Annotated in this window: 16 protein-coding genes; 10 read left to right on the top strand and 6 right to left on the bottom strand. The window is 69.9% G+C overall.

Annotated elements, in window-relative coordinates; all coding sequences use genetic code 11:
• Window positions 1–37 precede the first annotated feature (37 nt).
• Together ACYSUO_RS14485 and ACYSUO_RS14480 are read left to right on the top strand one after the other, a co-directional pair.
• Window positions 38–721 carry a helix-turn-helix transcriptional regulator gene (locus tag ACYSUO_RS14485; protein WP_461776504.1) on the top strand — a complete coding sequence of 228 codons (684 nt, stop codon included), beginning with the start codon at window positions 38–40 and terminating at the stop codon, window positions 719–721.
• 55 nt (window positions 722–776) lie between these two features.
• Complete coding sequence (locus ACYSUO_RS14480) at window positions 777–1247, top strand: DUF3291 domain-containing protein (protein WP_461776503.1); 471 nt, start codon at window positions 777–779, stop codon at window positions 1245–1247.
• A gap of 125 nt (window positions 1248–1372) precedes the next feature.
• Here ACYSUO_RS14480 and ACYSUO_RS14475 read toward each other — a convergent pair whose 3' ends face one another.
• The gene (locus ACYSUO_RS14475) at window positions 1373–2614 is read right to left on the bottom strand and encodes an ROK family transcriptional regulator (protein ID WP_461776502.1); all 1242 of its coding nucleotides are present in this window, start codon (window positions 2612–2614) and stop codon (window positions 1373–1375) included.
• 274 nt (window positions 2615–2888) lie between these two features.
• Here ACYSUO_RS14475 and ACYSUO_RS14470 point away from each other — a divergent pair, with 274 nt between their 5' ends.
• The 5 genes from ACYSUO_RS14470 (at window position 2889) to ACYSUO_RS14450 (ending at window position 10377) form a co-directional block, all read left to right on the top strand.
• Window positions 2889–4265, top strand: a complete 1377-nt coding sequence (locus ACYSUO_RS14470; RefSeq protein WP_461776501.1) for an extracellular solute-binding protein — start codon at window positions 2889–2891, stop codon at window positions 4263–4265.
• Window positions 4262–5176 carry a carbohydrate ABC transporter permease gene (locus ACYSUO_RS14465; RefSeq protein WP_461776499.1) on the top strand — a complete coding sequence of 305 codons (915 nt, stop codon included), beginning with the start codon at window positions 4262–4264 and terminating at the stop codon, window positions 5174–5176. Before ACYSUO_RS14470 ends, ACYSUO_RS14465 begins: the two co-directional genes overlap by 4 nt.
• On the top strand, window positions 5176–6084 hold the full coding sequence (locus tag ACYSUO_RS14460; RefSeq protein ID WP_461776498.1) for a carbohydrate ABC transporter permease: 909 nt from the start codon (window positions 5176–5178) through the stop codon (window positions 6082–6084). The genes ACYSUO_RS14465 and ACYSUO_RS14460 overlap by 1 nt, the downstream gene beginning before the upstream one ends.
• 70 nt (window positions 6085–6154) lie before the next feature.
• Complete coding sequence (locus ACYSUO_RS14455; RefSeq protein ID WP_461776496.1) at window positions 6155–9217, top strand: alpha-mannosidase; 3063 nt, start codon at window positions 6155–6157, stop codon at window positions 9215–9217.
• Window positions 9218–9303: 86 nt separating this feature from the next.
• On the top strand, window positions 9304–10377 hold the full coding sequence (locus ACYSUO_RS14450) for a glycoside hydrolase family 130 protein (RefSeq protein WP_461776494.1): 1074 nt from the start codon (window positions 9304–9306) through the stop codon (window positions 10375–10377).
• Between the two features lie 14 nt (window positions 10378–10391).
• Here the strand turns inward: ACYSUO_RS14450 and ACYSUO_RS14445 are convergent, their stop codons facing one another.
• The 5 genes from ACYSUO_RS14445 to ACYSUO_RS14425 form a co-directional block, all read right to left on the bottom strand.
• Window positions 10392–10592, bottom strand: coding sequence for a hypothetical protein (locus ACYSUO_RS14445; RefSeq protein WP_461776492.1), 201 nt, complete (start codon window positions 10590–10592; stop codon window positions 10392–10394).
• Between the two features lie 230 nt (window positions 10593–10822).
• On the bottom strand, window positions 10823–12433 hold the full coding sequence (locus tag ACYSUO_RS14440) for an APC family permease (protein WP_461776490.1): 1611 nt from the start codon (window positions 12431–12433) through the stop codon (window positions 10823–10825).
• Window positions 12434–12661: 228 nt separating this feature from the next.
• Window positions 12662–14044 carry a cation:dicarboxylate symporter family transporter gene (locus ACYSUO_RS14435; protein ID WP_461776488.1) on the bottom strand — a complete coding sequence of 461 codons (1383 nt, stop codon included), beginning with the start codon at window positions 14042–14044 and terminating at the stop codon, window positions 12662–12664.
• Window positions 14045–14197: 153 nt separating this feature from the next.
• Window positions 14198–15076 (bottom strand): TetR family transcriptional regulator C-terminal domain-containing protein, encoded by an 879-nt coding sequence (locus ACYSUO_RS14430; protein WP_461776486.1) that lies wholly within the window; start codon window positions 15074–15076, stop codon window positions 14198–14200.
• A 6-nt stretch (window positions 15077–15082) separates the two neighbouring features.
• Window positions 15083–16474 carry a flavin monoamine oxidase family protein gene (locus ACYSUO_RS14425; protein WP_461776485.1) on the bottom strand — a complete coding sequence of 464 codons (1392 nt, stop codon included), beginning with the start codon at window positions 16472–16474 and terminating at the stop codon, window positions 15083–15085.
• Window positions 16475–16619: 145 nt separating this feature from the next.
• Here ACYSUO_RS14425 and ACYSUO_RS14420 point away from each other — a divergent pair, with 145 nt between their 5' ends.
• From ACYSUO_RS14420 to ACYSUO_RS14410, 3 genes are read left to right on the top strand one after another with little or no spacing between them, the layout of a single operon-like run.
• Window positions 16620–18200 (top strand): APC family permease, encoded by a 1581-nt coding sequence (locus ACYSUO_RS14420; RefSeq protein ID WP_461776484.1) that lies wholly within the window; start codon window positions 16620–16622, stop codon window positions 18198–18200.
• Between the two features lie 52 nt (window positions 18201–18252).
• On the top strand, window positions 18253–19419 hold the full coding sequence (locus ACYSUO_RS14415; protein ID WP_461776483.1) for an acyl-CoA dehydrogenase family protein: 1167 nt from the start codon (window positions 18253–18255) through the stop codon (window positions 19417–19419).
• On the top strand, window positions 19416–21473 hold the full coding sequence (locus ACYSUO_RS14410) for an acetate--CoA ligase family protein (RefSeq protein ID WP_461776482.1): 2058 nt from the start codon (window positions 19416–19418) through the stop codon (window positions 21471–21473). The genes ACYSUO_RS14415 and ACYSUO_RS14410 overlap by 4 nt, the downstream gene beginning before the upstream one ends.
• Window position 21474 lies beyond the last annotated feature (1 nt).

Genomic DNA, 21474 nt, shown 5'->3' with positions numbered 1-21474 from the left:
CTCTATCGGGAGCCCTCGTTGGTCATAGACTCGACGCGTGACCAATGACGATTCCGCATTCGCAGCAGTGGGCGCGCTGAGCGACCCCGCACGCCGTCGCCTCTACCGCTACGTCGCCGCCCAACCGGACGACGTAGGACGTGACGCGGCCGCGGAGGCGGTCGGTGTCTCCCGGTCGTTGGCCGCGTTCCACTTGGACAAGCTGGTCGAGGCGGGGCTGCTCGTCGCGTCGTCGCGGCGGCTGTCCGGGCGCACCGGTCCAGGAGCGGGGCGGCCGGCGAAGGTGTACCGGCGCGGGGAGGGTGAGCACGCCGTATCCCTCCCGCCCCGGTCCTACGATTCCGTCGGCCATCTGCTCGCCTCGACCGTGGAGAACGCGGGCCTGGACCGGGAGTTGCAGGAGGCCGCTCGGGCCGCGGGGGCGGCGCAGCCCGACGTGGCCGCCGACGATCTGGTCGACGTGCTGAGCGAGCGCGGCTATCAACCCTATTGGGACGAGGAGACGTTGCGGCTGCGCAACTGCCCCTTCCACGCGTTGGCCGAGGAGTTCCCCGCCCTCATCTGCGGGATGAATCTCGCACTTCTGGAGGGACTCGCGCCCGCGGCGTGGTCGCCGGCGATGGATCCGTGCCCGGGCGGCTGTTGCGTGGCGCTCCGCCGGAAATCCGAGCAGGACTCCGAGCAGGACTCCGAGCGGGACTCCGCTCGCGAATCCGGGTGAGTTTCTAAAACAAACGAGCGTTGACTATAGAAGCGGGCTGGGCCATGCTGAGCCCATGACCGACTTCCACCTGGCGCAGGTCAACATTGGCCGCCTCGTCGCCCCGCTGACCGGACCCGAACTCGCCGACTTCGTCGCACAGCTGCCCGAGATCAACGCGCTCGCCGACGACAGCCCCGGATTCGTGTGGCGCATGGTCGACGACGCAGGGGAGGACGCCACCGACCTCCGGCCCGACAACGACGACGACATGATCATCATCAACTGCTCCGTGTGGGAGTCGGTCGAGGCACTGCGCGCGTTCACCTACCACAGCGATCACCTGCGGGTGCTGAGCCGCCGCCGCGAGTGGTTCCAGCGCATGGCCGAGGCACATCAGGCCCTGTGGTGGGTACCCGCCGGGCATCGTCCGAGCGTCGCCGAGGCGATGGAGCGGGTCGCGCTCGTCCGCGAACACGGCCCGGGGCCCGAGGCGTTCACCTTCCGAGCCCCTCACCCGGCACCGGCCGCGACCGCCGGCCGGTGACGGGCGGGCTGTCGTCACCGTGATGGAGGCGGGTGTCGCCGTGTCACTGCCCGCGGCGACGACGGTGGCGCTGGCGGGGGGCGTCCCGCGCCGGAGCACCGCTCCCCCCGCGTACCAGCGCCCCCTCAGCCAGACACCTCCGTCAACATGCCCCACCCCGGCGCATAGCGCCCGTGCAGGACGAGTGACGCCGCACCCACCGCCCCGGCCGTCTCGCCGATCAGGCTCGGCTCCACCCTCACTCCGCCCAGCGCGCGAGCCACCGACGTCGTGTTGATGGCCCTGTCGATCTCCTCGCCCAGTACCTGTTCCACTCCGACGAGCGCCTCGCCGCCCAGCACCACCCGGCTCACATCGAGCAGCGCCACGGCCCCCCGCACCGCCTGCCCCATCCGGCGTCCCGCCAGGCGCACCACATCGAGCGCGGCCTCGTCCCCCGCGCCCGCCGCACGCCGCAGCAACTTCCAGTCGCCGCGCACCGCACCGGCAGCTCCACTGAGGCCGATGCGGCGCGCGGCGGCCTCGCCGTGGCGGGTGAACAGGTCCTCGACCAGGGCGGCGGGATTGCAGTACGGGCCCAGGCAACCGTTGCTGCCGCAGTCGCAGCGGCGGTCGCCCGGCTCGGTCTGGGCGTGGCCGATCTCGCCCGCGTTGCCCGAATCGCCGCGCAGGACATGGCTGCCCAGCATCACGCCCGCGCCGATCCCCGCACCCATGTACAGGTAGAGGAAGCCGTCCGCGCGTTTCTCGCCGCCGATCCAGCGCTCACCGATCGCCGCGGCCGTCGCGTCGTTGTCCATCGCCACCGGCATCCCGGTCGACTGCGCGAACATGTCGACCAGGGGCACCCGCCCCCAGCCGTCGAAGTTCGGCGGGTCCACCACCGCGCCCGCCTCCCCGTCGATGGGGCCCGGCGCGGCGATCCCCAGGCCCAGTAGCCGGCCGCGGTCGATCGCGGCGCGCTCCGGCAGCCGCAGCGCCGCCCGCGCCACCCGCTCGACCACCTCGGCGGGATCGCTGGGGCGTGGGAGCGCGAAGCGGCGGCTGAGCAATATCGATCCGGCGAGGTCCACGAGGACGATCACGGCGGCGTCCGGGTCGAGGTGCACCCCTAAGGCGTAGGCACCGTCGGCGCGCACGGTCAGCAGGGTGCGGCGTTTGCCGCCACTCGACGGCGCGTGGCCCGACTCCGCGATCAGGCCCGCGTCGAGCAGTCTGCGTACGACGTTGGAGACCGTCTGGTTGGTGAGTCCGGTCAGTGGGCCCAACTCGACACGGCTCACCGGCCCTTTGGTGCGGATGGCGGCCAGGACCACCGCCTGGTTGTAGCCACCCACCCTGGGCAGATTCGTGCCGCTGCGCGCCATGGCGTTCCCCCCTTCGGGTCAGGCCGCTCCGGCACTCTCGCCAACTCGTGGCCGGCGCACCGGGTTTCGGCGTCGAGATTATGCAGCAGGCGTTGACTTAGTCCATCCATTGGATTTAGGTAATCGCCAACGCATCACGCACGACGCGCACCACGCCCGCATCGTCGGTGGCTTCCGCATCGCCACCCGACCGGTGCATCGCAACACCTCTGGTACCGCCTGCAGTTGAGCGCCCGTCTTCGGGTGCCGAGCCGCCACTTCCTGGAGGAACCCCTTGCGCAAGAAGCTTTTCGCCGCCCTCGCGGTCACCATCGCGACAACGTTGTCCGCAACCGCTTGCGGTGGTTCCGGATCCTCCGCCGGTGGCGACTCGATCAAGGTCGTCTACTGGCAGCACCTGGACCAGAACGACCACAAGCAGCAGAAATTCCTCGCCTCGATGAAGAAGTCGTTCGAGAAGGCGCACCCGGGCAAGAAGGTCCAGATCGTTCCGGTCACGGCCTCCGAGAACGACTACTACACGAAGATCCAGTTGATGATGCGCTCGCCCTCGACCGCGCCCGATCTGGTCTACGAGGACACCGCGCTGATCAACTCCGACATCGCGAGCGGGTATCTCAAGCCGCTCGACGAGTACGTGTCCAAGTGGTCGGACTGGGGCAAGTTCGCGAAGGCGGCCAAGGACGCGGTCTCCTCCCCCACCGACGGCAAGACGTACGCCGTCCCGGACGACACCGACACCCGTGGCATCTGGTACAACCAGAAGCTGCTGCAGAAGGCGGGCATCAAGACGCCCTGGCAGCCGAAGAGTTGGCAGGAGCTCCTCGACACCGCGCGCACGCTGAAGAAGAAGCTGCCCGGTGTGATTCCGATGAATCTCTACACCGGTCAGGCCGGCGGTGAGCAGTCCACCATGCAGGGCCTGGAGATGCTGCTGTACGGGACCGATGCAGCCGGTGACTCCCTGTACGACGCCAAGAAGAAGAAGTGGATCGTCGGCTCGCAGGGCTTCAAGGACGCGCTGAAGTTCGTGCACACCGTGTACGACGAAGACCTGGGCCTGGACAAGTCCACCGCGCTCGGCCCGAACGCGGGCACCGAGGTGGGTACGAAGCTGCTGCCGAAGAGCAAGCTCGCCATCAACATCGACGGCTCCTGGATGGCCAACAACTGGCTGAAGACCGGACCGAGCCCGTGGCCCGAGTGGGCGAAGACGATGAAGCCCGCCGCCATGCCGACCCAGCACGGCCAGGCGCCCGGCAAGGTCAGCATGTCGGGCGGCTGGGCCTGGTCGATCCCGTCGAAGGCCAAGAACCCCGATCTGGCCTGGCAGTTCACCAAGGCGATCAAGAACAAGGACAACTCGGTGAAGTGGAACATCATCGAGTCCACGACCGCCGTACGCACCGACGTGGCCGCCGACCCGAAGTACCTGGGCGCCACGCCGACCAACAAGTTCTTCACCGACCTCGTGAAGTACACCCACTTCCGCCCGGCGCTGCCCAAGTACCCGCAGGTCTCCAATGCCGTCGCCAAGGCCATGGAGTCCGTGACCACCGGTCAGGCCTCGGTGGGCGAGGCCGCCAAGACCTATGACCAGGATGTGGCCACGGCCGTCGGTCCCGACGCCACCGTCAAGGGCGCCCGATGAAATCAGCCGTCGCCACTGCCGGTTCCACCGCCCCCGGTGGGCGCACCGCCGCGAGTCGCTCACTGCTGCGCGGCCTGCCGCTGCTGCCGTCGATCGTCCTGCTGGCAGTGTTCCTGGCCGGACCGATCCTGTACTGCGTCTACGACGCGTTCACCGACGCCCAGTTGACGGGTGCCGCCGAGACGAACTTCGTGGGCCTGGACAACTTCACGCGGGCGCTCGACGATCCGAACTTCCTCAACGCCCTGTGGTTGACCCTGGTGTTCGTCGTCGGCTCCGCCGTCATCGGGCAGAACACCCTCGGCCTCAGCCTCGCGGTGATGGCGGAGAAGGCCACCAAGCCGCTGCGTACGCTGACTAATGGTGTCGTGATCGCGGCCTGGGTGCTGCCGGAGGTGGTCGCCGGCTATCTGATGTACGCCTTCTTCTACAAGCAGGGCGCGCTCAACGACGTCCTCGGCTTCCTGGGGCTGCCGCAGCAGAACTGGCTGTACACCCTGCCGATCCTCGCGGTGTGTCTCGCCAACGTGTGGCGCGGCACCGCGTTCTCGATGATGGTGTACTCCGCCGCGCTCAACGAGGTGCCGCGCGAGCTGGTCGAGGCCGCCGAGATGGACGGCGCGGGCGTGTGGCACCGGCTGTGGCACGTGACGCTGCCGGTCATCCGCCGCACCATCATGACGAACCTGATGCTGATCACCCTGCAGACGCTCTCCGTCTTCGGGCTGATCTACGCCATGACGCGCGGCGGGCCCGGCAACAAGAGCCAGACCCTGCCGGTGTTCATGTACCAGCAGGCGTTCCAGAACAGCATGATCGGCTACGGCACGGCGATCGCGCTGGTGCTGCTGGTGGTGGGCGCGCTGTTCTCCGTCGTGTATCTGAAGCTGCTCAAGGTGGAGGAGGACTGATGGCCACCACCGATCTGCGGCCCGCCGCCAAGGCCGGCCGCGCCGACGGCGGTGTCCGGCCGTCTCCCGCGACGGGCACGGTACGCCGCCGGATCCGGCCCGGACGGATCGCCGTCAATGTCGTCCTGCTGGTGATCAGCCTGCTGTTCGTGCTGCCGCTGGTGTGGATGGTGTTCGCGTCGTTCAGCTCGACGGCCAGCTTCGAGCTGAGCGTGCCCTCGCCGCCGACGCTGGACAACTTCCACGCGATCCTGAACACCGAGACGACGTTCCGGCCGCTGCTCAACGGGCTGCTGCTGTGCGGCGGGGCGACCCTGCTGTGCGTGGTGACGTCGATCCTGGCCGCGTATCCGCTGTCGCGCTACCGCTCCCGGCTGCGCCGCCCGTTCCTGTACACCGTGCTGTTCACCACGGGGCTGCCCATCACCGCCGTGATGATCCCCGTGTACAGCATGTTCGTGCAGGTCGAGCTGATCGACTCGATGTTCGCGACGACGCTGTTCCTGGCGGCCTCCGCGCTGCCGATCGGGATCTGGCTGATGAAGAACTTCATGGACGGGGTGCCCATCGTCCTGGAGGAGGCCGCCCGGATCGACGGCGCGAACGCCATGCAGTCGCTGGGGCGTGTGGTGCTGCCGCTGATGTGGCCGGGTGTCACCGTCGTCACCGTGTTCACGTTCATCAGCATGTGGGGCAACTTCTTCGTGCCGTTCGTGCTGCTGCTGTCGCCGGAGAAGCTGCCGGCGTCGGTGAGTGTGTTCACGTTCCTCAGTGCCCATGACCAGACGCAGTACGGGCAGCTGGCCGCGTTCTCCCTCGTGTACACGCTGCCCGTGGTGATGCTGTACCTGCTGCTGACCCGCAAGCTGGGCGGCGGGTTCGCCCTCGGCGGCGCCCTCAAGGGCTGAGTCCGCATCCCCGGGAGGGGCCAACTTCCCTCCTGCGCAGTCCTGTTCCACGCTCTTCGAAAGGTGTTCTGTGCACTCCGACCGCGACATCGTCCAGCACCGCCTCCGACGCGTCCTCGACGAACGCATCCGGCCCGCCGTCCACGCCACCTCCGTCCCCCTGGAGATCGGCATCTGGCAGGTGCCGGGCGAGCCGGTGCCGGTGGCCGAGGGGCTCGCCGCCGACTACCGGCCCACCGAGGTCGGCGCGCCCTGGGGTCCCGCCTGGACCACCAACTGGTTCAAGGTCAGCGGCCACGTCCCCGAGGAGTGGGCGGGGCGGCGTGTGGAGGCCGTCGTCGACCTCGGCTTCGGCACCACCGAGCCGGGGTTCTCCGCCGAGGGCCTGGCGTACCGGCCCGACGGCACGGCCGTGAAGGCGCTCAACCCGCGCAACACCTGGCTGCCGGTGGCCGAACAGGCCGTCGGTGGCGAGGAGTTCGTCTGCTACGTCGAGGCCGCCGCCAACCCGCTCGTCATGCACTCGGGGCCCGAGGACCGCTCCTTCGCCATCACGCCGCTCGGCGGTCGCGCGCCGTGGCTGGACGAGGAGGGTGCCTCGAACGGTGAGCCGATCTATCGGCTGCGCCGCCTCGACCTGGCCGTCTTCGACGCGGAGGTGTACGACCTCGTCCACGACATGGAGGTCCTCGACCAGCTGATGCGCGAGCTGCCCGAGCAGTCGCCACGCCGCTGGCAGATCCTGCGCGCGCTGTCCTCCGCGCTGGACGCCGTGGACCTCCAGGACATCGGCGGCACCGCGGCCGCCGCCCGCGCGATCCTCGCCCCGGCCCTCGCCTCGGGGGCCGCGGCCGGTGAGCACCGCATCTCGGCGATCGGGCACGCCCACATCGACACGGCGTGGCTGTGGCCGCTGCGCGAGACGGTGCGCAAGGTCGCGCGCACCGTCTCCAATGTCACCCAACTCATGGACGAGCATCCGGAGTTCCGCTTCGTGATGTCCCAGGCGCAGCAGCTGGCCTGGCTGAAGGAGCACCGGCCGGAGGTGTACGAGCGGGCCCAGGAGAAGGCGAAGACGGGGCAGTTCGTGCCGACGGGCAGCCTGTGGGTGGAGCCGGACACCAACATCACCGGGGGTGAGGCGCTGGCCCGGCAGTTCATCCACGGCAAGCGGTTCTATCTCGACGAGTTCGGTGTCGAGACCGAGGACATGTGGTTGCCGGACACCTTCGGCTACAACGCGGCGATGCCGCAGCTGATGAAGCTGGCCGGGGTGCGCTGGTTCCTCACGCAGAAGATCTCGTGGAACACCACGAACAAGTTCCCGCACCACACGTTCTGGTGGGAGGGCATCGACGGCACCCGCATCTTCAGCCACTTCCCGCCGGTCGACACGTACAACAGTGACCTGTCCGGCGCCGAGGTCGCGCACAGTGTGCGCAACTTCCAGGACAAGGGCGCGGCCAACCGTTCGCTCGCCCCGTTCGGCTACGGCGACGGCGGTGGCGGCCCCACCCGCGAAATGCTCGCGCGTGCCGAGCGCCTCGCGGACCTGGAGGGTTCGGCGCGCGTCGAGATCGAGAAGCCGGGCGACTTCTTCGCCAAGGCCCTGGAGGAGTACCCGGACGCGCCGGTGTGGGTGGGCGAGCTGTACCTGGAGTTCCACCGGGGCACGCTCACCAGCCAGATCGCCACCAAGCAGGGCAACCGGCGCAGCGAACACCTGCTGCGGGAGGCCGAGTTGTGGGCGGCGACGGCGGCGCTGCGCACGGGGGCGGCGTACCCGTACGAGGCGATCGACCGGTTGTGGAAGACGGTGCTGCTGCACCAGTTCCACGACATCCTGCCGGGTACGTCGATCGCGTGGGTGCACCGGGAGGCGGAGGAGACGTACCGTCAGGTCGCCGCCGAGCTGGGTGAGTTGATCGGGTCGGCGCAGGAAGCTCTCGCGGGCCCTGCCTCCGAGGACGGCTCGCGGGTCGTCTTCAACGCCGCTCCGCACGCCCGCGCGGGCGCCGCCGCCCTGGGCACGACGGTGCGCCGCGAGCCGGAGGCGGTCACGGTCGACCCGCAGCCACAAGGCGGCGGATTCGTCCTGGACAACGGCCTGGTCCGGATCGTGATCGACGAGCGGGGCCTGGTCACCTCGGCGTACGACATCGAGGGTGAGCGGGAGGCGCTGCCGCCGGGCGCGGTGGCGAACCTGCTCCAGCTGCACCAGGACTTCCCGAACCAGTGGGACGCCTGGGATCTGGATGCCTTCTACCGCCACACCGTCACGGATCTGACGGCGGCGGAGTCGGTGACCGCCGTGGAAGGCGGCGTCCGTGTCGTGCGTGCCTTTGGTGACTCGCGTATCGAGCAGACCCTCGCGCTCGCGCCAGGCTCCCGCCGCCTGGACGTCGACACGGTCCTCGACTGGCACGAGACGGAGAAGCTGCTCAAGGTTGCGTTCCCGCTGGACGTGCGGGCCGGGCACTCCACGGCGCAGGTGCCCTTCGGGCACGTCGAGCGGCCCACGCACACCAACACCAGTTGGGACGCCGCCAAGTTCGAGGTGTGCGCGCACCGCTTCCTGCACGTCGGTGAGCGGGGCTGGGGCGCGGCCCTGGTCAACGACTCGACGTACGGGCACGACGTCACGCGTGACGTGCGCGAGGACGGCGGCACCACGACGACGGTCCGGCTGTCGCTGGCCCGCGCGCCGCGGTTCCCCGACCCCGACACCGACCAGGGCACGCACCGGCTGCGCTACGCCCTGCTGGTCGGCGCGGACGTCGACGACGCGATCCGCGAGGGCTACCACCTCAATCTGCCCGAGCGGACGGTGTCCGGCTCGGCGGAGGTGGCACCGCTGGTGGCCGTCGACAACCCCGCCGTGGTGGTCGAGGCGGTCAAGCTCGCCGACGACCGCTCGGGCGACGTCGTGGTCCGCCTGTACGAGTCCCGGGGCGCCCGCGCCACAGCGCTTTTGACCCCCGGCTTCCGCCTCGCCTCGGCGACGGCAACGGACCTGCTGGAGCGCCCGCGCGCCGCCGACGAGCCCGCGTGCGAGGTCACGGACGACGGGGTGCGGCTGCGCCTGCGGCCGTTCCAGATCCTGACGGTGCGGCTCGCGGCCGTCCAGGACTGAGTACGCGGCAGGTGTGACGGGGCCCCGCGTGCGTGTGCGCGGGGCCCCGTCCTTCGAGGACTCGACGACCAGGAGGTTCACCCGACATGGAGCACAACGACCGGCAGGCGCACGGGCGTCGCGGCATGCTCAAGACCTCGGCGACCGTGGTCGGCGCGGCGCTCACCGGGTCACTCGCCGGCGCAGGCGGCGCAGCGGCGGCGGACACCCCCGACCGGTTCCCGCGTGGTCCCGCGACCTTTCCCATGGGGCCGTTCACCAAGAGCGACGCGAATCCGATTCTGCGGCCCGAGCCCGCGCACGACTGGGAGTCGGCGTATCTGTACAACCCCTGCGCCCTCGTGGTGGGCGGCAGGATCGCGCTGCTGTACCGGGCGCAGAACAAGGCGAAGCGGTCCAGCATCGGGCTCGCCTGGAGCGATGACGGCATCACGTTCCACCGCAGGGCCGAGCCGGTGCTCACACCGAGCGAACCGTACGAACTGCCCGGCGGCTGCGAGGATCCCCGGGTGGTGCACATCGGTGACACCTTCTACATGACGTACACCGGCTACGACGGGACGAGCGCGCTGCTGTGCCTGGCGACGTCGAAGGACCTGGTGCACTGGAAAAAGTACGGGCCACTGTTCCCCGAGTTGCACGACCCGATCCATGGTGACAAGCCCTGGAACAAGTCGGGCGCCATCCTCAGTACACCCGTCGACGGCACGTACTGGATGTACTTCGGTGAGTCCAACGTCTTCTGGGCCCGGTCGAAGGATCTGATCCACTGGGAGACCGTCGGGAACGACGATCCGGTGGCGAAGCCCGTGCACCCCTGGGAGGGGTCCCTGATCGAGCCCGGTCCGCCGCCGCTGCGCACGGACGACGGACACATCCTGCTCGTCTACAACGCCCGCTCGGACGGCAAGGGCGGGTACACCAAGGGCCAGTACTCCACCGGGCAGCTCCTCATCGACCCGGCCGACCCGACCAGGGCGGTGGCCCGGCTCGAGCGACCGTTCCTCGTGCCGACGTCGGCGGACGAGCAGGACGGCCAGGTCAACCACGTGGTGTTCACCGAGGGGTTGGTGCGGTTCCGCGATGCCTGGTTCCTCTATTACGGCATGGCGGATTCGGTGCTCGGCGTCGCGGTGTGGCGGCCCGGGCACGCGGCCTGACGGTGCCGGGCACTTCAGGCGGCCTCACGGTCGGGCTTTCTGGCGGTGTCCGTCTCTCGGCTGCTTTGCTCGTCACCGTGGACGAGGCGCAGATGACTCAGTCGATGGTGTCCGGTTCCGGGGCGGGCCGCGCCGCCCATTCGGTCCTCTATGCGGTCCATGCCGAGCAGGAGCAGTGCCATGGCCGGCAGGAGCAAAAGAGCCACGATCAGCATCGGTGGCTTCCTTTCCTCGACTTCTCACTTTTCGCCTGCCCCGTACCTGGATCCCCATGGCCGTGATGATGTGATGATTCCGTAACGCTAGGGATTGCCACTGATATCGCTATCTGGGCGATTTTCCGGGAGGGGGCGGATCTAAGGAGCCGCACCACAGGTGGAGGCCCGCCCGGATACCGGGCGGGCCTCCACCTGTGGTGCGTGGGCCGAGGGTCGGCCGGGGCCGGTCAGTGTGTCGCGCCCAGTTCCGCGTCCTCCATACGGGACTCCTCGCGCGCCTCCTCGATGTGCTCCAGCACGCGCTCGCGCGGGAGTTGTACGCGCAGGGCCAGCAGGTAGACGAGCGCGGTGAGTGCGAGGTTGGCGACGAAGCCCCAGCCGAGACCGATCCAGCCGAGCCCGCCGTCGTAGTCGCCGATCCAGCTGATCACGGCGAGGCCGATCAGCCACGGCAGCACCCAGCTCGCACCCGCCTTCCAGTCCATCTTCGGAGCGTGCCCCTTGTCGGCCAGCTGGAGGACCGCCAGGACGACGAAGCCGATGCAGATGGTGAGGAACAGCTTGTAGTTGGTGTTCCAGCCCGCCCAATACACGATCAGGTTCGCCGAGTAGAGGCCGAGGAACGGGATGATGTCACCGCCGGGGATCCGGTACGGCCTTTCGTGCTCCGGGATCTGACGGCGCATCACGGCCAGGACGAGCGGACCCGAGCCGAAGGACAGGACGGTGGCCGACGTGATGAAGCCGACCAGTTCCTGCCAGCTCGGGAAGGGCAGGAAAACGATCAGCCCGAGGACGAAGGTCACGGCCAGGCTGACCAACGGCGCCCCCTTCGGCGTCGTCTTGGCCAGCCCTGCGGGCGCGTTGCGGTTGCGGGCCATGGCGTAGGAGATGCGGGCCGTGACGGTGGTGTAGATGAGGCCGGTGTCGGCCGGTGAGATCACCGCGTCCACGTAGAGGATGTAGGCCAGCCAACCCAGGCCGATGGCGCTGGAGATGGCGGCGAGCGGGCCGAAGTCGTTGGCGAAGGCCAGGTTCAGCCAGCCGTGCGAGTGCTGCAGGTCGCTCTCGGGGACCGCGCCGAGGAAGGCGATTTCGAGGAGTACGTAGATCAGGCCGGTGAGCAGTACGGAGCCGATGACGGCGAACGGAACGTTGCGCCGCGGATTGTCGGTCTCCCCGGCGAGTTCCACGCCTTGGCGAAAGCCCAGAAAGGAGAAGGTGATGCCCGCGGTCGAGATGGCCGTGAAGATGCCCTTGGCGCCGCCGGGGGCGAAGCCGCCGTACTCGGCGGCCCCGAGGTTGTGCGCGTGGAACGCGGTCACGAAGAACGCCACGATCACCAGGGCGATGGCCAGCAGTTTCCACCAGACAAGGACATTGTTGACGCGGGCGAACCAGCGGATGCCGTAGTAGTTCAGCAGCACGAAGAACGCCATGGCGACGACCGCGACGGCATAGCCGAGCGTGGTCAGGGTGTAGGCGCCGTTCGCCTTGTGGAAATCGGTGAAGTGCGCCCACTTCGTGGCGTATTGGAGGGCGCCCTCGACCTCGATGGGTGCCACCGTCGCGGCGGCGATCCAGGTGATCCAGCCCATGGTGTAGCTGGCGAAGGAGCCGAAGGAGAGGTGCGGGAAGCGCACCACTCCCCCGGACACCGGAAACATGGTTCCGAGTTCGGCGAAGCACAGGCCGATGAGGAGAATCATCACCGCGGCTATCGCCCACGAGAATATGGAGGCGGGCCCGGCGATCTTCGCCGCGTTCAACGCGCCGAAGAGCCAGCCGGACCCGATGATGGATCCCACGCCCGCGAAAAGCAGGCTGATGCGACCCATGTCTCTGCGTAGCGCTGTTTGTTGCTCCGAGGCCTTTCCCGAAGACTCAGTCAGCGTGGCCATCACCACATCCGTCCCTGATCCGCGGCCCACTCTTTCGAGGTCGCTCGCTTGATCTGCTACTGGGCGGCCGTCTGCCCTGCCGATCGAGATCCATGCGTCATGAATCTAGTTTTGCCAAATGTTGGGCGCGGCAAGGGAGTTGATTTATGTGGTGATGGCCGGGGGTCAGCTGTCCTTGGCGGGCGCCGCCTCGCCTGCGGGCGTCACGTCCTTGGCAGGTGTCCCGCCCTCGGCCGTGGCCACGGCTGCCGCACCCGGTTCCTCGCCGTTCATCACCCGCTTCGCGGTGACCCGGTCCAGGGCCCCCTCCCAGCGCGACACCGCGAACACCGCGACACAGTTGCCGAGGAGGTTGGTGGCGACGCGCATCGAGTCCATGATCCGGTCGACGCCGAGCAACAGCGCCACCGCGGCCGCCGGGATGACACCGAGGGCGGAGGCGGTCGCGGACAGCGCGAGGAACGCCGAACCGGGCACGCCCGCCATGCCCTTGCTGGTCAGCATGAGTACGAGGACGACCGTGACCTGCTGCCCGAGACTGAGGTCGACGCCGACGGCCTGCGCGATGAAGAGGGTGCCGATGGAGAGGTAGATGGAGGCACCGTCGAGGTTGAAGGAGTACCCGGTGGGCAGGACGAGCCCGACCGCGTCGTCCCGGCAGCCCGCCGCGCGCAGCTTCTGCATCATCCGCGGCATCACGGTCTCGCTGGATCCGGTGCCGAGGGCGAGCAGCAGCTCCTCGCGGGTGTAGCGGACGAACTTCCACAGGCTCAGCCCGGTGACCGCCTTCAGCGCGAGGCCGAGCAGCACGAGGAAGAGCAGGGCGACGCCGTAGCAGACGGCGATCAGCTTTCCGTACGTCGACATCGCACCCACGCCGTATTCGCCGACGAGGTGTGCGGTGGCTCCGAAGACCGCGAGCGGGGCGAGCTTCATGATGTAGCCGACGATGGTGAACACGACGTCCTGGGCCTGCTCGATGAAGGGCAGGATCTGCGGGACCTTGCGCTGGCCGAGGTGGAGCAGCGCGGCGCCCACGAGGCAGGCCAGGACGAGGACTTGGAGCAGGGAGTTCTCGGCGAAGGCGCCGACGGCGCTGTCCGGCAGGGACTCCAGGATGAACTGGGCGGTGGACGGGAGATGCCCGCCGCCGGTCTGCTCGTCGACCGCGCCCTTGTCGAGGGTGGCCGGGTCGACGTTCATGCCGGCGCCGGGCGCCAGGATGTTGCCGGCGAGCAGCCCGATGACGAGGGCGACGGTGGTGGCGACCTCGAACCAGATCAGCGCCTTCACGCCGATCCGGCCGAAGGCCTTCAGGTCACCGGCCTTGGTGATGCCCGCGACGACGACGCAGAACACCAGGGGCGCGATCATCGCCTTGATGAGCCGGACGAAGCCGTCCCCGAGGGGCTGCAGGGCCGATCCGGCGTCCGGCCACAGGCGTCCGACGAGGACGCCGAGCAGCAGGGCGAGCAGTACTTGAGCGAAGAGACTGGTGCGCAGGAGACGGCCTGCGCGGCGTGCGATGTTTCCGTTGGCGTGCGCCATGGGGCACTCCTACATGGGCGGACATTCTGCATCGCGGAAGATCAATTCCGCGATGCATCACTATCGTTGAGACCCATCCGGCACGGAAGACCCCGCATCAACTCCGCATAAGATCTTGGAGGTTGCTCCCGAACCCACGTGCGACCGGCGCGCTCAACTGCCCTTTCGCAGGCTGATGTACGGCTCGAAGGCGTCCAGGAGCAGTTCCCGCATCCGCGCCGCGTCCATGTCGCCCGTTCCCGCCAGGACTTGGATGGCCAGGCCGTCGACGAGTCCCGTGAAGCGGGCGGCCAGGGCCTCCGCGTCGACGCCTTCTGCCATGCCCTCGCGCTGGCAGGTGCGCACCAGGTCCAGGACGACGCCGTGCCAGCCGGCGTAGACACCGCGCTGGCCGTCCCGCAGGCTCGGGTCGAGGATCGCCTCGTTCCACGACTGCACCCACACCGACCACTCGTCGGCGTCCTCCTCCGTGGTCGTCAACTGCACCTCGATCAGGCGGCGCAGCTTCTCGACGGTGCTGTCGGCGGTCTCGAACTCGGCTTCCAGACGGGTGTGGAAGCGGTCCGCGTAGAAGACGAGCGCGGCGCGCAGGGCGTCGTCCTTCGTCGGGAAGTGGTAGTGCACGGTGCCGGTGCTGGTGCCGCAGGCCTCGGCGATGTCCGCGACGCGCACCTTGTGGAAGCCGCGACGCGCGATGAGCCGGGCCGTGGCCTCCAGGATCTGCGTGCGGCGCAGTTCCGCGTCCACGGCGTCGGCGCGCCTGCGGGTGCTCTGCGTGCCGTTCGCGCCCTGCCGCGGGACGGGTGGGCGGCCGACGCCGGTCCGCAGATAGCGCTGCGACACCTTGCCGACCTGGGCGATGGCGGCGATCTCGACGTCCCGCAGGCGGCGGTTGCCGCGCAGCGCCTTGGAGAGGGCGGTGGGGTCCATGCCGACGCGGTCGGCGAACTCCCGCTGGCTCATGGGCGCGGAGAGGACCACCTGGCGGGCCCGCTCGACGAGCGTTGCCTCGCCCTCGCTGTCGGGGCCCATGCTGGTTCAGCCTTCCGCCTGCGCCGGGAGTGACGTGATGACTTCGTCGGCCGCCCGCTTCCCGGAGGAGAGGGCGCCGTCGATGTAGCCGTTCCACACACTAGCCGTCTCCGTGCCGGCCCAGTGCAGCGTCCCGGTGGGTGCGCGCCAGCCGTGCTGTGCGTATCCGGTCCAGCCGCCGGGGGTTGCGTAGGCCTCGTAGCCGCCGCGTGCGTGCGGGTCCTTCGACCAGTTCTTCTCGGTGTAGTCGAGGGGGCGGGCCGCCGCGTCCCCGACGACACGGGCGAGGCTCGCGAGGGCGGCCCCGCGGCGGTCGGTGTCTTCGAGGCGGCTCCAGTCGGAGAGCCGGTCGCCGTAGACGAAGCCGACGAGCACACCGTGCGCCGCGTCCGCGGGCGAGTTGTCGAAGACGACGCCGAGTGGACCGTCGTCGTACAGCGTGGCGATGCCGGAGAGGCCCGCCGCGCGCCAGAACGGGGTGTCGTACACCGCGTGGACCTTGGCGACTCGCCCCATCGGGCTGTGCGAGAGCCAGCCCTCCCTGCTGATCGGCAGGGCCGGAGCGAAGTCGAGGGCGCGGACCGCCGGTGGCGGGAGTGCGACGACCGCCCTGCGGGCCTCGTACACGGTGTCGGCGGTGTGGACGCGTACGCCGTCGGTGTCGTGCTCGACGCGGCGGACCGCGGCGCCGAGGCGGATCCGGTCGCCGAGCAGTTCGGCGGCCGCTCGGGCAGGACCGGCGGCGCCGGTGACGAAGCGGCTGTCCTGGGCGCAGCCGCCGGTCTCCATGAGCTGCTCCCAGCCGCCGGCCGCGGCGACGTAGAAGAGCACGTGAAACAGGGAGATCTCGTACGGCTCCGCGCACCACACGCCCTGGACGGCGAGCGCGAGCCGGCGCAGCGCGTCCGGGTCGTCGGTGTGCGCGCGAAAGTAGGACTGCGCGGTCTGCGCGTCGTATTCGGCGAAGCCGGGGGTGCGCCACGGTTCGGTGGTGTCCACGGTCCGGGCGAGGGTGTCGAGGGCTTCGGTGATGTGGGTGTACGCGGCGATTCCGGGGCCTTCGGCGGGCGCCACACCGAGGTAGGGGACGGTGGCTCCGTCGTGCCACACCTCGATGTGCTTTCCGGACTCCCAGGTCGGGAAGGTGGCGCAGCCGAAACGGGTGGCGAGGGCGTGCAGCCGGGTCTGGGTGGGGCCGATCCACTGGCCGCCGTGGTCGAGGCGCAGGCCGCTGCGGGCCTCGGTGTGCACGCGGCCGCCGACCCGGTCGGCCGCCTCGAGGAGCGCGAAGTCGACGCCGTGGTCGTGCAGTTGGAGCGCCGCGGCGAGACCCGCGTAGCCGCCGCCGACGATGACGACCTCGGTCTCGACCAGGTTCATTTCGGTCTGTTCCCACATGACACGAGAGCATGTCGCAACACTGATCATCCAGTCAATATTGCGATCCGGGACGTCCGGGACCCTTGACATGCCGCACGCCACGCGCATGATTGACCATCGCGTCAATGTTGCGATTCACCTACCACCGACAGGGAGTTCGACCGTGCCGGACGTCCCACGCACCACCACCGACGAGCCTTCCGGTGACCCGCCTCAGCAGGGTCTGCGCGCCAACGCGCTCGGCATGACGACGAGCCTGATCCTGTCGGTCGCGTCGGCCGCTCCCGCGTACAGCCTCGCGGCGACGCTCGCGTTCATCGTGGCGTTCGTCGGTTTCCAGGCACCGTCGATCGTCGTGCTGGCCTTTGTGCCGATCCTGTTCGTGTCCTTCGGGTACGCGGCGTTGAACCGTCAGGAGCCGGACTGCGGCACGATCTTCACCTGGGCGAGCCGGGTACTCGGCCCGCGAGTGGGCTTCATGGGCGGCTGGGCCATCATCACCTCGTTCGTGCTGGTCCTCGCGAGCCTGGCGCAGGTCGCGGGCCAGTACGTCTTCATCCTCTTCGGCGCCGAGGGGATCGGCGCCGACCCGTCGAGCCCGTGGGTGCTGCTGGTGGGGCTCGGCTGGATCGCCCTGATGAGCGCCGTCTGCTACCGGGGCATCGAGGTGGCGGCCGCCGTCCAACGCGCACTGTTGTTCCTGGAGTTCGGGATGCTGGCCGTCCTCTCCGTGGTCGCGCTCGTACGCGTCTACACCGGCAGCACCGGTCCGGGCGCACACCGTCCCCAGCTGTCGTGGCTGAACCCCTTCGAGATCCCCTCGCCGAGCGCCTTCGTCAGCGGGCTCGTGCTGATGCTGTTCATCTACTGGGGGTGGGAGACGGCGCTCACCGTCAACGAGGAGACGACAGACCGGCACCGCACTCCGGGTCGGGCCGCCGCCTGGTCCACGCTCACACTCCTCGGGCTCTATCTGGTGGCCACCATCGCGACCTTGGCGTTCGCCGGCATCGGAACGACGGGGATCGGCCTCGGCAACCCCGACAACTTCGGCGATGTGTTCTCCGCCATCGGCCGTGCCGTGTTCGGTGACAGCGGCCTCGGGTCCTTCCTGTGGCATCTGCTCGTCCTGATGGTGCTGTCGTCCGCGGCCGCCTCCACCGAGACGACCGTGCTGACATTGGGGCGCACGATGCTGGCGATGGGGCGGCGCGGCGCCGCCCCGCGGATCCTCGCGAAGGTGCATCCGCGGTACGCGATCCCACAGTTCGGCACCATCGCCACCGGCCTCGCGGGCGCGGTGTGCTACATCGTCATGAACTTCCTCAGCGACGGGCAGGTGATCGGCGACGCGGTCTCCTCCTGCGGCTTGATGATCGCTTTCTACTACGGACTCACCGGACTGACCTCGGCCTGGGCGTACCGGGACCAGTGGCGGCGCAGCGCCGGAGATCTGTGGCTGCGGCTGGTGCTGCCCGCGATCGGTGGCCTGATACTGGTCGCCGCCGGGCTGTGGAGCCTGCGCAACGACTGGGACCCGGCGAACAGTTACACCTCCTGGACGCTGCCGTTCGCACCGCACTGGCACATCGGCGGCGTCTTCCTCATCGGCGTCGGCACGCTTCTCCTGGGGTGGCTGCTGATGCTCGGCTACGCACGTGTGGCCCCCGAGTTCTTCGACCGCACGGCCCGCCGGGACGAGCCGGCGCCCGCCGGTCCCCCGCACGAGACCGTCCCGCAGTGACCGTCCCGAAGTGACCGTCACCATCCGCTGATCGCCGACAGAGGAGCCCGTCATGCCCCTCCCCGTGCCCGACCCCTCGGAACTGACAGAAGAGCAGCAGGAGTTCGTCCGGCTGGCCCGCGACTTCGCCACCACGGAGATCCGGCCGCGGGCCCGCGCGGTCGACGACGCCGCCGTCGAATCGCCGCTCGACCTGTGGAAGAAGGCCGCGGCGGCCGGTCTGACGGACTTCATGATCCCGGCCGCGTACGGCGGGGGCGGTGTCACCGACCTGGCCACGCAGGCGCTCGTCCAGGAGGAGCTGTGCCACGGTGACATCGGCATCGGCAATCTCCTGACGTCCAACGGCTTCTTCGCGGACCCGGTCCTCGAACTGGGCACCGACGCGCAGAAGGAGCGGTGGCTGCGCCCGCTGACCGGGGCGGCCCCGCCGCTGACCGCGCTCGCCGTCACGGAGCCCGACCACGGCTCGGACGCCGTCGGCATCCGCACACGTGCGGTGCGCGAGGGCGACCACTATGTGCTCAGCGGGCAGAAGACGTGGATCTCCAACGCCCCTTACGCGAGCCGGTTCGTGGTGTTCGCGACGGTCGATCCGAAGCTCCGCTCCCGTGGTGTCACGGCGTTCGTCGTCGACCGGGACACACCGGGGCTCTCCGTCGGCCGGCCGATGCGCAAGATGGGGCAGCGGGCCATCGTCAGCGCCGAGGTGTTCCTCGACGGTGCCCGGGTCCCGGTCGCCGACCGGCTCGGCGAGGAGGGGCAGGGCTTCTCCGGGCTCATGCGGACCTTCGACGCCTCCCGGATCCTGATCGGCGCGTCCTGCGCCGGACTGTGCCGGGCGGCACTCGACCTGGCGGTGCACTACGCACGCGAGCGGGTGCAGTTCGGCGTGCCGATCATCGAGCACCAGGCGGTGGCCTTCCGGCTCGCCGACATGGCGACCCGCGCGGACACCACCCACCTGTTGACGATGCGCGCGGCGTGCCTGCACGACCGGGGTCTGAAGGTGACGTCGGAGGCGGCGACGGCGAAGCTGGTCGGCTCGGAGAACGCCATGTTCGCCACGTGGGCCGCCGTGCAGACGCTGGGCGGCAACGGCTACTCGCAGGAGTTCCTCGCCGAGAAGTGGCTGCGGGACGCCAAGCTGGAGGAGATCGAGGAAGGCACGTCAGACATCCAGCGGCTCATCATTTCCCGCGCGCTCGCGGCATCATGACGACCCGTCGGACGCTCGACGTGTTCCGCGCCCCGCGGTCCGTCGCCGTGGTCGGCGCCACCGACAACCCCGCCAAGTGGGGCCACTGGCTCGCCCGTGGTGCACTGGCCGGCCGACATCGGCGCCGGGTGCATCTCGTCAACGCGCGGGGCGCGACCGTCCTCGGGCGGCCGAGCCACCCGGCACTCGACGCCCTGCCCGAGGTTCCCGACCTGGTCGCCTTCGCGGTGCCGGCGGCCGCCCTCGCCGCAGGAGTCGAGCACGCGGTCGCCCTCGGGGTGCCGGGGCTGCTGGCCGTCACCTCCGGCGTCGAGGACCCCGCCGCACTCACCCGGACCGTCAGGGCCGGTGGCTCCCGTCTGGTGGGTCCGAACTGCCTGGGCCTGTACGACGCGTCGGCCGAACTGGAGCTGGCCTGGGGCCGGTTCACCGCGGGCTCGCTCGCCGTCGTGTCGCAGAGCGGCCAGGTCGGCCTGGAGATCGCCCAGCTGGCCGCAGCCAGTGGCGTGGGTGTCTCGCGCTTCGTCTCCGTGGGCAGCCAGCTCGACGTCGGTGCCGCCGAGGTGCTCGCCGACCTCGTCGACCACGACACCACGCGCGCCGTCGCCCTCTACCTGGAGAGTTACGGCGACGGCGCGGCGCTCCTCGACGCTCTCGCCGCGCTGCGGGAGGCGGGCAAGCCGGTGCTGCTGCTCACCGTCGGCGCCAGCACGGCGGCGCGCGCGGCCGCCCGCTCGCACACCGGCGCCATGACCTCCGCCCTCGATGTCGTGGACGCGGCCTGCCGCGCGGTCGGCGCCGTCCGCGTCGACACCCCGGCCCAACTCGCCGACACCGCCCATGTGATGCTCCGCGCGGCCCCGGTCCGTGGGCCGCGCGTGGCGATCGTGGCGGACAGCGGCGGGCAGGGCGCCGTGGCGGCGGACACCGCCGCGCGGCTCGGTCTGGACGTCACGGAGTTCCCGTCGGCCGTACAGCGGGACCTCGCGCGACACCTGCCACCGCATGCCGGGCGGGCGAACCCTGTGGACCTCGACGGTGCGGGCGAGCGGGACCTGTCGACGTACGCCTCTGTCCCGGCATGCCTGGCGGCCGCGTCCGTCGCCGACACGGTCGTGCTCAGTGGCTACTTCGGCAGTTACGGGCGTGACATCCCCGCGCAGGCGACGACGGAGTCGGCCGCGGCCCGTGCCCTGGGCCGCCTCGCCACCGACAACTCCTTGCCCGTCGTCGTGCACTCCATGGCCGAACACACCCTGGCGATACAGGAGTTGGAGGCTTCGGGTGTGCCGACGTTCACGGATGTCGAGCGGGCGCTGCGGGCCGTCGCCACGGCTCACCGGCTGAGCCGGGAGCCGTGCCACCGCCCGGCACCTCGTCCGATGCCGGTGAAGGCGCCCATCGGTGCGGGCTACCTGGCCGCCCGGCGTCTGCTGGGCGAGGCAGGTGTGCCGTTCGCCCGGGCCGTTGAAGTACCTCCGGGCACCCGTGACCCGGTGGCCGTGGCGGCCTCCCTCTCGGCCCCCGTCGTACTCAAGGCCGACTGGCTGGAGCACAAGACCGAGCACGGTGGTGTGGCGACCGGGCTGTGGGATCCCGGCGCGCTGCGGGCCGCGTACCACGACATGGTCGAGCGCCTCGGGCCGCATCGCTACGTGGTCGAGGAGATGGACCGGCGTACGGACACGGTCGAGGTGCTCGTCGCCGCCCGGCGGGACGTGTCGTTCGGCCCGGTCGTGGTGGTCGGGGCGGGCGGGGTCCGGGCCGAACTCTCCCGTGATCTGGCCCTCGAACTGGCGCCCTGCTCCCGGGCCACCGCGCATGCCATGGTGCGGGGCCTGCGGATGGCCCCGCTGCTGCACGGCTGGCGCGGCCGCCGCCCCGTCGACATGGAGGCCCTGGTGGATGTGGTCGTCGCCGTGTCCGAGGTGATCGCCGGGCGGGAGGACATCGCCGAGGTCGAGCTCAATCCGGTGCGACTCGCCCCGGGAGGTGCGCTGGTTGTGGACGCGCTCGTCCTTGGCGCAGGGGCCTCCCGGGGCGGTGCCGCGTAGC

The sequence above is a fragment of the Streptomyces sp. UC4497 genome (assembly GCF_054871485.1).
This window is presented reverse-complemented; position numbering and strand designations above follow the sequence as displayed.